Source organism: uncultured Campylobacter sp. (assembly GCF_905372745.1).
In the GTDB taxonomy this organism is placed as follows: Bacteria; Campylobacterota; Campylobacteria; order Campylobacterales; family Campylobacteraceae; genus Campylobacter_A.
Window position 1 is genome coordinate 1 of record NZ_CAJPQR010000050.1, and the last position, 12,670, is coordinate 12,670.

At 44.8% G+C, this 12,670-nt stretch carries 14 protein-coding genes; 5 read left to right on the top strand and 9 right to left on the bottom strand.

Annotated elements, in window-relative coordinates:
• Positions 1–200 (top strand): hypothetical protein (locus tag QZ157_RS10225; RefSeq protein WP_295145259.1); only part of this gene is annotated, 200 nt, incomplete at its 5' end.
• Between the two features lie 385 nt (positions 201–585).
• On the opposite strand, the gene QZ157_RS10230 is transcribed toward QZ157_RS10225, so the two are convergent.
• The 8 genes from QZ157_RS10230 to QZ157_RS10265 all read right to left on the bottom strand — a co-directional run bounded on the left by QZ157_RS10230 (position 586) and on the right by QZ157_RS10265 (position 7,280).
• Positions 586–1,740, bottom strand: a complete 1,155-nt coding sequence (locus QZ157_RS10230) for a DUF459 domain-containing protein (RefSeq protein ID WP_295145262.1) — start codon at positions 1,738–1,740, stop codon at positions 586–588.
• On the bottom strand, positions 1,740–3,074 hold the full coding sequence (locus QZ157_RS10235) for an MBOAT family O-acyltransferase (RefSeq protein ID WP_295145265.1): 1,335 nt from the start codon (positions 3,072–3,074) through the stop codon (positions 1,740–1,742). Before QZ157_RS10235 ends, QZ157_RS10230 begins: the two co-directional genes overlap by 1 nt.
• A gap of 217 nt (positions 3,075–3,291) precedes the next feature.
• Complete coding sequence (locus tag QZ157_RS10240) at positions 3,292–3,759, bottom strand: redoxin family protein (RefSeq protein WP_295145267.1); 468 nt, start codon at positions 3,757–3,759, stop codon at positions 3,292–3,294.
• Entirely contained in the window at positions 3,756–4,430 is a 675-nt protein-coding gene (gene modB / locus QZ157_RS10245; protein WP_295145271.1) for a molybdate ABC transporter permease subunit, read from the bottom strand. The genes QZ157_RS10240 and modB overlap by 4 nt, the downstream gene beginning before the upstream one ends.
• Positions 4,427–5,371: an ATP-binding cassette domain-containing protein gene (locus QZ157_RS10250; RefSeq protein ID WP_295145274.1), complete on the bottom strand. Its 945-nt coding sequence runs from the start codon at positions 5,369–5,371 to the stop codon at positions 4,427–4,429. The genes modB and QZ157_RS10250 overlap by 4 nt, the downstream gene beginning before the upstream one ends.
• The gene (locus QZ157_RS10255; RefSeq protein WP_295145276.1) at positions 5,368–5,748 is read right to left on the bottom strand and encodes a TOBE domain-containing protein; all 381 of its coding nucleotides are present in this window, start codon (positions 5,746–5,748) and stop codon (positions 5,368–5,370) included. The genes QZ157_RS10250 and QZ157_RS10255 overlap by 4 nt, the downstream gene beginning before the upstream one ends.
• Positions 5,745–6,494: a molybdate ABC transporter substrate-binding protein gene (modA, locus tag QZ157_RS10260; protein ID WP_295145279.1), complete on the bottom strand. Its 750-nt coding sequence runs from the start codon at positions 6,492–6,494 to the stop codon at positions 5,745–5,747. The genes QZ157_RS10255 and modA overlap by 4 nt, the downstream gene beginning before the upstream one ends.
• A 3-nt stretch (positions 6,495–6,497) precedes the next feature.
• On the bottom strand, positions 6,498–7,280 hold the full coding sequence (locus QZ157_RS10265) for a TOBE domain-containing protein (protein WP_295145282.1): 783 nt from the start codon (positions 7,278–7,280) through the stop codon (positions 6,498–6,500).
• A gap of 183 nt (positions 7,281–7,463) precedes the next feature.
• Here QZ157_RS10265 and QZ157_RS10270 point away from each other — a divergent pair, with 183 nt between their 5' ends.
• From QZ157_RS10270 to QZ157_RS10280, 3 genes are read left to right on the top strand one after another with little or no spacing between them, the layout of a single operon-like run.
• Entirely contained in the window at positions 7,464–8,165 is a 702-nt protein-coding gene (locus tag QZ157_RS10270; RefSeq protein ID WP_295145284.1) for a VacJ family lipoprotein, read from the top strand.
• A gap of 1 nt (position 8,166) precedes the next feature.
• Complete coding sequence (locus tag QZ157_RS10275; protein WP_295145285.1) at positions 8,167–8,754, top strand: ABC transporter substrate-binding protein; 588 nt, start codon at positions 8,167–8,169, stop codon at positions 8,752–8,754.
• A gap of 7 nt (positions 8,755–8,761) precedes the next feature.
• Positions 8,762–11,221, top strand: coding sequence for an MMPL family transporter (locus tag QZ157_RS10280; RefSeq protein WP_295145287.1), 2,460 nt, complete (start codon positions 8,762–8,764; stop codon positions 11,219–11,221).
• Between the two features lie 171 nt (positions 11,222–11,392).
• On the opposite strand, the gene QZ157_RS10285 is transcribed toward QZ157_RS10280, so the two are convergent.
• Positions 11,393–11,758, bottom strand: a complete 366-nt coding sequence (locus QZ157_RS10285) for a DUF488 family protein (protein ID WP_295145289.1) — start codon at positions 11,756–11,758, stop codon at positions 11,393–11,395.
• A 113-nt stretch (positions 11,759–11,871) separates the two neighbouring features.
• On the opposite strand from QZ157_RS10285, the gene QZ157_RS10290 reads away from it, so the two are divergent.
• Positions 11,872–12,670, top strand: a 799-nt coding sequence (locus QZ157_RS10290; protein ID WP_295145290.1) for a cache domain-containing protein, incomplete at its 3' end; no start/stop codon positions are given.

Consider the following 12,670-nt stretch of genomic DNA (forward strand, 5'->3'; position numbering starts at 1 on the left):
TAACAAGTAGCGGCGCTAACGTGGCTAATAAAATTTGGGCGTTTTCTTACGGTAACGAGACGTATCTGGTAAGAGATAACGACGGCAGAAGCAATGTACTAAGCGCGAACGACAACCTAGTTAAGCTTGCCGGTCTAGCGCACTTTGACTACTTTAGCGCAAATCTAAACTCAAACGTCCTAGAGGTCACCAACGCGTAATCTAAATTAAAGGAGCAAAATCGCTCCTTTACTAACCTGCGGGACTAAATTTAACGTCCCGCAACTCTCTTTAAATCCATCCGTAAAATCAAAAACAATCCATAATCGGTCTAAATTCGTTTATCTTTAAACCTCGTATGATTTTTGCCGCAAACCGATACCAAGCTAAAGACTTTAGCGAAGCCTTAGCGCCGTAAAGTCTTGCCGTATCCTTTAGACGGCTACAAATACCGCTGCGGCTAAATTTAAGCTTCGTAGCCAAATTTAAACCAAGCAAAACGCCGCTTATGCCGTTTTGGCATGTAAATTTCAAAAAAAGAAGTAAATAAGAAGTTCTTAAAAAGGCAGGGCCGCATAAATTTAGCAAGCAAAAGCGGGCGCCTTGCTAAAAATTATCGTTTTTTTCGTTTAAAAGCTTATCCACGACGTAAATAGCGACCTTTTTGGCGCCGTTTAGGCTGATATGCACGCCGTCGTCGTTACGCAGTGGCTTGTTATCAGCGCCTTGCTTTAGATATTTGCCGTTATCGCAGATCGCGCCGCCGATGTCGATATAGCGCGCGCCTCGTTTTTGTGCGGCGTCCTTGTAGATGAGATTTAGCGTTTTCATTTTTTTGTCGAATTTCTCGCTCCTCATGCAGGGCATCCCCAGCCATGCGACCTGAGCGCCGTATTCGTCCGCTATGTCGTATATCTGCGCTATCCTGCCCTCGTAAGCCTGCTTCCACGCATCCGTGCCAAACTCCAGAGCGCGTCCCTCAAAGGCATAGCTATAAGCGTCGTTTGCGCCAAAAAGCGCTAAAATCAGTAAATTTTGCGGACGGTTTTTTAGATTTTCCAGCGCATTTTTTAGCTCTTCGCTCCAGTCGTAAAATTTTTTATTAGTTAGTCCCGTGCTTGCTTTGGCTAGATTTTTTATCGTGATTTTGCTTGTTTTTAGCGTGTTTTCAAAGCCCCAGCCAAAGCCTTGCATTATGGAGTCGCCTATCAAGATGACGCCTAAATTTTCATTTAGTTCGATGTCAAAAGCGTGGGATTTTGGCTGCTGCGCTTTATCTTCTTGCGCGATTTTTTGCGCTAAACTCGCTAAATTTGCGTCCCGCGAGCCGTTTTCGTCTAAATTTAAATCGGATACGACGGGGGAAATTTGAGCGTTTTGCGCCGTTAAATTCGCTTCATCTTGTGCGCTAGAGTTTGCGGTTAAATTTTGTTGGTTTTGAGCGCTTGAATTTGCGGTTTGGTTTTGTTGGTTTTGAGTGTTTAAATTTACGGTTTGATTTTGCGTTGCCGCGCTCACGGCATTTAAATCCGGCTTGCTAAATTTAGTCCAAAAGACCCGCGTAAATTTATCCAGAGCCGATTTTGCGCTTTGCAAGCCGTCCTCGGCCGCGCTTATAAATTTATCGCTCAGCGCCATCGCGCGCTCGTCCGTGATGAAAAAATCCTTTTGATATTTGGCTTCGTAGTAGTTTGACAGCGGTCGCAAAAATAGCGCAATCAGCGTAAAAAACGCGAGAAATACCCCAAAAAACGCTCTCATCAAAATCCTTGATATATAAAATTAGGCATACCGGACGGCATCAAAAAGTAGATAATTATCCCAAAAATCGCCAAAAAAACGGCTGAAAAAAGGGCGTTTATATTTTCAAAAAACTTAACCAAAACCGGATAAACGTCAAGCGCGGAGTATAGAAATACAAAGACAAAAACGCACGCAAACAGCGCACAAATCGCAAGAAGCTCTCCGCCCGAGTTTCTAAAAATCGCCCCGATATAGCGCACCGCCCCCTCAAAATCCATCGTGAAAAACACCCAAACCATGCTCACGAAAATAAACGTAAAATATCGTCCAAGTATGACCGAATTTAGCCATTTGCGCTCGTCGGTTAAGTTTAAAAACACGACGCCAAGGCCGTGGATGAGCCCCCAGAGTAAAAAGCTAAGCCCCGCGCCGTGCCAAACGCCAGAGATCGCAAAGACTAGCATCACGTTTAGCTGCGTTTGCGCCTGCGTGCCGCGACTGCCTCCCAGCGGGAAATAGACGCACTCTTTAAAAAAATTCATAAGGCTGATGTGCCAATTTTGCCAGAAAATTTTTAAATTTCGCGCCGTAAAAGGACGGTTGAAGTTTTGCGGTAAAACAAAACCGCACATGAGTCCTAGCGCCGTCACGAAGTCCACGTAGCCGCTAAAATCGGCGTAAAGCAGCACGCTGTAGCCAAAAAGCGCGCCTAAAAGCTGCGAGGCGGGCAGGGTGGGCGCGGCAAAAACGGGATTAACTATCTCGAAAAGATGGTTTGCGACGATGAGCTTTTTAAAAAGCGCGGAACACAAAAGCGCGAATATGGCGGGGCTGGCGCGAAAAACCTTTGGGGAGTTTAGCGCCTCGAAAAAGGGTTTTGGCCGCAAAATCGGACCCGAAATAATCGCGGCAAAAAAGCTAAGAAAAATGAGCGTATCAAGGTAGTCCGGCGCCTCTATCTCGCCGTCTCGCACGGCCTTTAGCAGCAAAATGCTCATAAATGAATAAAACGAAATGCCAAGCGGCAACGCGATGTTTTCTAGGTGCAGGCGAGTGAATTTGATTGCGAAATAGTCGCCGTATTTAAAAAACGTAAGCGCGCAAAGCACGAAAATAACGCCCGCGGCAAACGGGATTACTGAGTCTTTGTCCTGAGCCGCCCTCGCAAAAAGAAAAATCGCAGTGCTAAAGATAAAATTTATGATTAAAAACTTAAGTCCGAACGAGGCTAAAAACAGATAAGAAAAAGCGAGTAAAACGGCTTTTTGTAGGTGCGGGCGCGCGTTTAAAAAATAATAAATCGGCCAAAAAATAAAAAAGTACAAGCCAAATTCTATGGAAAAAAGATTCATATCCCGCCTAAATTTTTACGTAATTATATAAAAAAATTATTTTGGGTTAGGTTAAATTTGCGTTTGACGGGAATTTAAAATTTGACTTGCGCTTTTACTTGTGCGCGTTTTAAATTCGGCGTCAAATTTGGGGCCTAAATTTGAGTTCAAAACGGCTCAAATTCGCGTCCAAATTTGAGCCCTAAATCTCTCTCCCTCTTGCGAAATCGGCCAAAATTTAAAGCCGCTCTATGGCTGCAAGTACGTTTGTCGCGTCGTTTGCGGGCTCGGCCACGTCGTTAAATCTTTTTACGACTTCGCCGTTTTTCATAATCAGCGTTTGGCGGCGGTAAAATTTCTTGCCGTCGTTCGTGGTAAAGGTTTGTAAATTTAGCGGGGATTCTAGCTCGAAGTTTTCGTCGCTCAAAAAGATAAAATTCGCACCTACGCTTTGTTTAAATTCATTCATCTTTTCTACGCTTTGAGAGCCCACGGCTATTAGCGTAAAGCCTGCGGATTCTAGCTTTGCAAGGTTTTCTTGATAGGCTTTGCACTGAAGCGTGCAGCCGGTTAATCCCTTTAAATCCTTTAAATTTTCGGGTAAAAACTTCCCGCTTTCGCCCATTTTGGGATAGGTAAAAACGATGCAGTTTTTGCCGTCCGTTAGCTCGCTAAATTTGACCGGATTTGCGTTTATATCTTTCATTGCGTCCTCTTTGCGTGTGAATTGTTGAAAAAATAGACTAAAAATAGCACTGCAAAGCTTATAAACAGCATAATCGCCGAATAAACGTGCGCTTTGGTGTAGTCCATGAGCTCGACGGCCTCGTAGATAGCGATGCTAGCGACTTTTGTCTTATCTGGGGCGCTGCCGCCTATCATCAGCACGACGCCAAACTCGCCCAAAGTATGCGCAAAACTCACTATGAGCGCGGTTAGAAGCGAGGGTTTGATGTTTGGCAAGGCGACTCTAAAAAGCGTCTCCCATTTGCTTTTGCCTAGCGAGTAGCTCGCCTCAAAAAGGCTCTTTGGCAGGCTCGCAAAGCCCGCCTGAAGCGGCTGAAACATAAACGGCAGCGAGTAAATGCAGCTAGCGATGATGAGGCCTGAAAAGTTAAAAACTAAGCGGATATCAAAGGTTTCTTCAAAAAATTTACCCAAAAAGTTGTAAGGCGAGAGAAAAACCAGTAGGTAAAATCCAAGCACCGAAGGCGGTAGCACCAGAGGCAGCGATATCACGGCTTCTAGCACGGGTTTAAATTTAAAACTCGCGCGGCTAAGCCAAAACGCAACCGGCAGCATGAGAAAAAATAGGATCGCAGTCGAGATAAAAGCAAGCTTTAGCGAGAGGTAAAAGGGCGTAAAGTCGATACTCATTTTGGCTCGTTTTGCGCGTAAATCTCGGCGTTTCGCTCGTCAAATTTGCCTGATTTCGCACCGTAAAATTCGTCGTTTTCGCTACCGTTTTTTTGTAAATTTAGCCCAAACGCCTTAGCGCTTATCGACGCTTCGTCGCCCGGTTTTAAATTTGCAGCTTCCGCGGCGCTTAGCGCTACTTCGCAAAGCTGCCCGCCGACGGAGACTACGGCTACGTAGATGGCGTCGCGCTTTGAGATCTCTAAAATTTTTGCCGGCAGGCTAAATTTCTGCGAGCCGCTGTGTCTCAAAAATATCTCGCCCGGCCCGCCTTCTTGCGCTATTTTGCCTCCGTCAAGTACGAAGACTTTGGACGCGAGTTTGTAGATCTCCGCGACGTCGTGGCTAACCAAAATCGTCGTCATATCAAACTCGGCGTGCACCTTGGCAAGGTAGTCTTGCAGTTTTTCGCGCATGGCGTTATCAAGGGCCGAGAGAGGCTCGTCGAGTAGTAAAATTTCAGGCTTTCGCATTAGAGCGCGGGCTAGGGCGGCGCGCTGCTTTTGACCGCCTGAGAGCTGCGAGATAGCGGCGTTTTCTAGTGAGCTCATCTCGACAAGACCCAGCAGCTTGCGCGCTAAATTTACGTCGTTATTCGCAAAAAGCAGGTTTTTCATCACGTTCATATTTGGAAAAAGCGCGTAGTCTTGAAATAAAAACCCGATATTTCGGCTTTGCGGCGGAGCGAAGTTTTTACCGTCAAAAAGCGTTCTTCCGCCTGCTTTTATCGTTCCGCTATCAGGCGTTTCAAAGCCCGCGATCAGGCGCAGTAGCGTCGTTTTGCCGCTGCCGCTTTTGCCGTATAGAGCGACGAACTCGCCCTTTTTTACGTTCAAATTTACGTCTAAATGAAATTTCCCGTTCGCGCCGTTTAGGCTTTTTATGCAGTTTAGTTCTATCATGCGATGTAGAGCGAGGTTGCCTTGACGTAGGCGTAAATTTGATCGCCGAGCGTTAAATTTAGCCGCTTTAGCGATGCCGTCGAGATAATGCTTTCAAACTCAAACTCGCCCGCGTTTAGATGCAGCGAGCTCGTGATTTGTCCTTTTTGGATATCTGAAATTTTGGCTTTTATCTCGTTTGAGACCGAGCAGTTTAAAAGCGGGGAAGTAGCGACGAATACGTCCGAGCTTTTAAAGCCTAGCCGAACTTCGTCGCCGATTTTTAAATTTTGCAGATTTTCCAAAGAGAGCATTTTTAGGCTCAAATTTTCGGCGCTAAACTCAAAAACGCTAACGCCGTCGTTTTGCTCTATCGCCGAAATTTTAGCCTTTATCACGGGACGACGTATCCGAATTTTCTAAAGATTTCCTTCGCGCGGTCGCTTCTGATGAAGTCGTAGAAAGCCTTGGCTTCAGGATTGTTTTCGCCGTGTTTTAGGATAACCATACCTTGATCGATCGGGGTGTAGAGTGCAGGATCGATGAGGATAAAGTTTTTGCCCTCTTTGTATTCGGCCATTTTTTTATCGTACATAGCAGAAGCCGCGATAAATCCTACATCGGCAGCGCTTAGAGCTTGGCTTAGAGCTTCGCCGATAGATTTTGCTAGGATGACGTTTTTCTCGACTTTATCGTAGATACCGGCTTTTTTTAGGGCTTCGATGCTAGCTTTGCCGTACGGAGCGGTTTCTGGGTTTGCGATTGCGATGGCTTTTAGGCCTTCTACCGCATTTATGCCCTTAGCTAGATCGATATCTCTGATCGTAAATAGCGCAAGTGCACCCTGAGCATAAACTACAGGCTCGGTTACGGCAAATTTGGTGTCGTATAGATCCTCTACGAATTTCATATTCGCAGCCATGAAAACGTCGGCCGGAGCGCCGTTTTTGATCTGAGTAGATAGCGCGCCGCTAGCTCCTAGAGTGACGGTTACTTTGGTGTCCGGATTTGATTTAGCAAACTCCGCTTTTAGCTCGTCAAACGCGTATGTGACGTTTGCTGCGGCAAATACGTTGATCTCGCCCGCGTTTAGGTTAAAAGCCGCGATGGCCGCGACGACTAGCGAAAAAAATGTTTTTTTCATTTTTTATACTCCTACTATGATTTGACTTGCTTTGATTATAGCTACCAGCTCGTCGCCCACGCCGATACGCATTTGCATCGCACTTTCTTTGGTGATGATAGAGGTTATCGTCTGATGATTGCTTATTTCTAGCACGATTTCGGCGTTTACGGAGCCGATTTTAGCCTCGATAACGCGTCCTTTTAATAAATTTGCCGCGCTTAGCTTTAGATTTTCCTCTTTTGCGAGCATTACGCTTGGAGCTTTAAAGATAAATACGACCTTTTTGCCGACTTTTAAATTTAGATTTTTTTCAGACTCGACCGTGACGTTAGCGCGTAAAATTTCGCCGTTTGAGAGCTTAGCGCTGATTTGCGAATTTACCGCGCCCGTTTTTATCTCCGTGATTTCGCAGCTTAGCTGGTTTCTGGCGCTTAGACTCATGCTCATGCGCTGTAAATTTAAAATTTCGTTCGTATCGACGTTTATATTTGAACAAACTTTTTCTAAAAATATCTTTTGGCTCTCTAGCATCGCGTCGTATAGCGCGATCATCTTTTTGCCGTACGCAGTGAGCTCCGAGCCGCTGTTTTTCTTGTTGCCTTCGGCTCTTGCGATTAGCGGTTCGTCTGAGCGGTTATTTAGCGCGTCCAGGCTGTCCCATGCGTTTTTGTACGAGATGCCGACGTACTCGGCGGCTTTTGTTATGCTTTTGGTGTGTTCTACGGCCTTTAAAAGCTCTATATGTTTAGCCAGCACCGATACGCCGCTATCTAAAAATAGCTCTAAACTAACGTCTGCTTTCATGAAAATCCCCCAAATTCTATCAATATAAAAAAATAATTTGCTAGGAAGTATATTTAAATATATATGAAAAATAACTTAAGTAAACTTCGTAATACCGGGCGTTTTGAAATTTATAAATTTAAAAGCTACATTGAGATAAAATCCTAGATTACTGCCTTTGCAGACTTGAAATTCGGAGATTCGATGAGAAAAATTTTACTCTCTTTTTTGCTCGTTTTTAGTTGCGTTTTTGCCGAACAAACGCAGGAAAAGGGCGAATTTGACGACGAATTTACGCAGCCTAGCGAGATTTTCGATCCGCTTAGCGGTTATAATAGAATGATGACCGGTTTTAACGATTTTATGTATGTAAACGCCATCCATCCTGCGGTAAAAGGATACAACTACGTGGTGCCTGAGGCCGCAAGAACCGCCGCGGGAAATTTTTTTGATAACCTTTTATATCCCGTCCGCTTCGTAAATAACGTCTTGCAGCTTAAATTTAGCGAGGCGGGCGAGGAAACGCTGAGATTTTTGGCAAATACGATTATCGGATTTGGCGGGCTAACCGACGGCGCTAAATACTACAATCTGCAGCGCCACGACGAGGACTTGGGTCAGACGCTAGGCTACTGGGGCGTTGGTAGCGGATTTCACGTGGTTTTGCCGTTTCTGGGGCCTTCAAATTTACGCGATATGGCAGGCATGGTCGGGGATTATTACCTAGATCCCGTCAGCTACGTAAAACCGATGTTAGATTCGTTTGCGATAAAGTCTTTTCGGCAAGGCAATCTCTTGTCTTTGCACCCAGACGCTTACGACGAGCTTAAAAAAGACGCGATCGATCTGTATCCGTTTCTACGCGACGCATACGAACAGCGCCGAAATCATTTAATAAAGGAATAAAATGAAGTTTTTAAAAATCATTCTGCTTGCGTTTTTTAGCGCGGTTAGCCTCTTTGCGATCAGCGAGGAGCAGATAAAACCTACGATGCAAAAAGCGACGCAAGACGCTATCGAGGTGCTAAAAAACGCAAATTTGAGCAAAGACGAGAAAATAAGCAAAATTTTCGCCGTTTTTGACCCGTATTTCGACTACGAACAGATGTCAAAGATTGCCCTAAGTAAGCGCTACAACAACCTAAGCGCCGAGCAAAAGGTTAAATTTAACAAAGCTTTTGAAGAGAGATTAAAATCAAGCTACGTCGATAAGCTTTTAAGCTACAAAAACCAAACTATAAATTTTAAAGACGTAACCAAGCCGAACGAAAATCGCTACTTTCTAAATGCCGATTTGGTCGGCGAGGACGGCAAAAACTACGGCTTTACGTATAAATTTTATAACGCCAAAGAGCGCGGCTGGCTCATCTACGACGTCGAAATTTTAGGCGTTAGCATCATTCAGACCTACCGCAGCCAGTTTGACAGCCTGATGGAAAACGAGAGCTTTGAAAATTTGCTTAGCAAGCTAAACTCCGTCCAAGCTCCGCAATAAGGCGCTGATGAAGCGGATTTTTAAATTTATCGTAGACTTTCCAAAGAGCGTTATCGCGGGCGTGCTAACCGCGACGCTGGTTTTTGGATACTTTAGCGGCAAGCTCGAGGTTGATGCGTCTACAGAGACGCTGCTACTTGAAAACGATAAAGATCTGGCCGTCTTTAGAGACGTTTCTAAACGCTATGTTAGCCCAAACTACCTAGTTATAGCCTACACGCCAAAAGACGATCTGCTCGCACCTTCCACGCTTGAAAAGATAGAAAATTTAAGCCGCGAACTAGAAAAGAACGATCTTGTTTCAAGCGTCATTTCGGTACTAAACATCCCGCTGCTTCAAAGCGGAACTAACGATCTTGGCGAGCTAGTTAAGCATGTACCTAGCCTTGCCGATGCCGATATAAACAAAACCTTGGTGCGACGCGAGTTTGCGGATAGTCCGCTATATACGAACAACCTCGTTAGCCGCGATCTAAAAACTACGGCGATCGTGCTAAATTTAAAGACCGATGAGAAATATCAAAGCATACTAAACGAGCGAAACGCCCTGCTAAACGCCAAGCTAGAGGGCAACATCACAAGCGAGCAAAAACAGCGTCTAAGCACCGTAAATGCGCAGTTTAAAGCTCACCGCGACGAAGCGCGTATAAAAGAGCACGCCGCGATCGAGCAGATACGCGAGACGATAGCGAAATTCGGCGGAGGCGAGAGCCTGTTTTTAGGCGGGGCAAATATGATCGCCGATGATATGGTGAGCTTCGTGCGCTCTGATCTTGCGACATACGGCATCAGCGTGACTCTGCTTTTGGTCTTTTGCCTTTGGCTGTTTTTTAGGCAGATTCGCTACATCATTATGCCGATTTTTATCTGCGTGATTAGCGTTATTTGGGCGAGCGGGTTGTTTGGGTTTTTCGGCTGGGAGATCACGGTGATTAGCTCAAACTACATCGCTCTTCAGCTCATCATCACGATTTCCGTCGTCATCCACCTGATCGTGAGCTACCGCGAGTTTTGCCTTACCAAGCCGCACCTTAACAACCGTCAGCTAGTCTATCTCACGCTGCGCGATAAGGCCAGTCCGTCGTTTTTTGCTATATTTACGACCGTTATCGGCTTTTTGTCGCTTGCGCTTTCTGATATCAAACCTATCATAATGCTCGGTATCATGATGAGTGCGTCGATCTCTATCTCGCTCGTGCTCGCATTTTTGCTATTTGGCTCCGCGATGGCGCTGATGCCAAAGCTCGCTCCGGTTAGGACGTTTGAGGATAAATTTAGCTTTACCAAGCACTGCGCCGCATTTGCGCTAAATCACAGTCGCGCCGTTTACGCGATTAGCATTGCAGTGCTTATTTTTGGGCTTTACGGCATCTCAAAGCTAAAAGTCGAAAACAGCTTTATAAGCTATTTTAAAGATACGACCGAAATCCACAAAGGTATGCAGGTGATTGATACGAAGCTGGGCGGAACGGTGCCTGTTGATATATTGATCAAATTTAACAAGCCCAAATTTGACGAAAAGGCGGCCAAAAACGGGCCTAAGGACGAATTTGACGACGAATTCGCCGCTAGCGCGAACGAGGATAAATATTGGTTTAATCAGCATAAAATCGATGTCGCAAAAAAGGTGCATAACTACCTAGAAAACAAGCGCTTTATCGGGCACGCTAGCAGCCTAAATACCGTCGTAAAGATCGTCGAGCGCATCACGCAAAAGCCCGCCGACGGCCTCATGCTCTCGATCCTATACGAACAGATACCGCAAAAGTACAAAGACATAATCCTAAGCCCCTATGTAAGCATAAAGGATAACGAACTGCGCTTTACGGCGCGAACCCTTGATAGCGACGACGCGCTACGCAGGGACGAGTTTTTGCGCGAGCTTAGAACCGATATCGCAAATTTGATCGCAAACGACAACGCAAGCGTGCAAGTTAGCGGCGCGATGGTGCTTTATAACAACCTCCTTCAAAGCCTCATCGCCTCGCAAGTTGATTCTTTTGGTTTTGTTATCTTGTCGCTTTTTATCGTTTTTTGCATTATTTTTAAAAGTATTAAGCTAGCCGCCATCGCCATCGCGTCAAATTTGATCCCGCTTTGCGCGGTGTTTGGCGTCATGGGCGCGCTGGGTATCCCGCTTGATATCATGAGTATTACGATAGCGGCTATCAGCATAGGTATCGGCGTGGACGACATCATCCACTACATACACCGCCTAAAAATCGAGCTTCGAAGCAAAAACGTCGCCGAGTCGATCAAGGCCTCGCACGCCAGTATCGGCTACGCGATGTACTACACCTCGTTTGCGATTATCCTGGGCTTTAGCATAATGGTAACTAGCAACTTTATCCCGACGATATATTTTGGACTTTTAACAGATCTTGTTATGATAATGATGTTGCTGGGGGCGCTAGTGCTACTGCCGACACTAATCAAAACCTTTTACCGCTCAATTCCCCATAAATGACGGATTTCAAAAGTAGTTTTTGATTAAGGCGTTCGGTCACATACTATATGTATGCTCCCGTCACGCCCAATCAAAAACTATTTAAACTACGCCTATTCCGTCTGGAATATTTGCTTCACGTCCTGCTAAATTTGCAAATTTGACTGCATAGATCTAAAGCTCCGCAGAGCGTTACCGAGCATTTAGGGCTTCTAAAATGATAGGCGCGTGGCTTAAATTTACGTCCTTTGCGGCAGTTAGCAGCGCGATTTTGTCGTGCGTTTTGGCTAAATTTAGCAGTTGTTTAATCCCTTCTTTGGCCTCTGCCGTCGTTAGTTCGGTTTTAAATTTAAGCCTAAACTCGCTAAATTTGGCCTCTTTATCCTCATGAAACCACTTTCTTAGCTCGCTTGAAGGCGTGACGGACTTTAGCCATAAAAACGAGCTAAAAATCTCTTTTTTTATCCCGCGAGGATAGAGTCTATCGATAAATACGCCGTAAAAATCGCTACTTTCATCATCTTTTATAAAATCATAGATTCTAAAAATTTTAAACATTCTGCAATTATACGACGATTTTTCTAAATTTTGCACAAATAAGCTCATTAAGTATTTTTTTTAACGCTTTAGCCGTATAATCAATGTTAAAAAATAATTTAAAGGAAAAAGCGATGTTTAAATCCATCACGAACAAAATCGCTACCATGCTTATTGTTGCGCTAGTCGCGTCTTTTGCCGCTATTTCGGCAGTGAGCTACTATACGGCGCGAGATAAAGTAGTGGAGCTGGTTAGTCAAACTCAAGATCAAATTTTAAGCGATATCAAAATCACTACCGATACTTTTTTTGAGGATTATCTGGGCGCGGCTAAAAGTCTAGCCGATAATTCTAAAAATCAACACGACGAAGAGGATATTTTAAAAGCGTTAGCGTTCGAAAAAAGTCACGCTAGCGCCGTAATAAGCGACATATACTTCGGTAGAGAAGACGACGGACATTATTTTCAGTCCGATAATACTAAAACAACTCCCGAAAAAGACAACTACGACCCTAGAACGAGAGGATGGTACGTGCAGGCTAAGAGCGAAAATAATGCGATATATACCGAGCCGTACGTAGATGCTATAAATCAGACGCTTGTTATGACTTTTGCCGTACCCGTAAACCAGAACGGTAAATTTGCGGGCGTCGCCGGCCTTGATTTAAAAATCTACACTCTAAGTAAAAAAATCCTTGAAATGGGCAAAACAAAATACGGCTATGTTTATCTGATGAATAAAGACGGCCTAATACTAATGCATAACGACCCAAACAACGTCGGTAAAACCGTTCCCGCAAGCAAATATCTAGCTGAGGCATTTGCAGCTAAAAAATTTGACGAAAACGGGCTAATCCCTTACACCAACTATAAGGGCCAAAACGTAACGGCTAAAGTAATCCCTATAAATGATCAAGGCTGGCTAGCAGTAG

Excerpts from the sequence above, each read along its gene's own strand:
- modB (WP_295145271.1), bottom strand. The coding sequence starts at position 4,430 with ATGAGTATCGACTTTACGCCCTTTTACCTCTCGCTAAAGCTTGCTTTT.
- QZ157_RS10275 (WP_295145285.1), top strand. The coding sequence starts at position 8,167 with ATGAAGTTTTTAAAAATCATTCTGCTTGCGTTTTTTAGCGCGGTTAGC.
- QZ157_RS10285 (WP_295145289.1), bottom strand. The coding sequence starts at position 11,758 with ATGTTTAAAATTTTTAGAATCTATGATTTTATAAAAGATGATGAAAGT.
- QZ157_RS10265 (WP_295145282.1), bottom strand. The coding sequence starts at position 7,280 with ATGAAAGCAGACGTTAGTTTAGAGCTATTTTTAGATAGCGGCGTATCG.
- QZ157_RS10270 (WP_295145284.1), top strand. The coding sequence starts at position 7,464 with ATGAGAAAAATTTTACTCTCTTTTTTGCTCGTTTTTAGTTGCGTTTTT.
- QZ157_RS10280 (WP_295145287.1), top strand. The coding sequence starts at position 8,762 with ATGAAGCGGATTTTTAAATTTATCGTAGACTTTCCAAAGAGCGTTATC.
- QZ157_RS10235 (WP_295145265.1), bottom strand. The coding sequence starts at position 3,074 with ATGAATCTTTTTTCCATAGAATTTGGCTTGTACTTTTTTATTTTTTGG.
- QZ157_RS10250 (WP_295145274.1), bottom strand. The coding sequence starts at position 5,371 with ATGATAGAACTAAACTGCATAAAAAGCCTAAACGGCGCGAACGGGAAA.
- QZ157_RS10240 (WP_295145267.1), bottom strand. The coding sequence starts at position 3,759 with ATGAAAGATATAAACGCAAATCCGGTCAAATTTAGCGAGCTAACGGAC.
- modA (WP_295145279.1), bottom strand. The coding sequence starts at position 6,494 with ATGAAAAAAACATTTTTTTCGCTAGTCGTCGCGGCCATCGCGGCTTTT.
- QZ157_RS10230 (WP_295145262.1), bottom strand. The coding sequence starts at position 1,740 with ATGAGAGCGTTTTTTGGGGTATTTCTCGCGTTTTTTACGCTGATTGCG.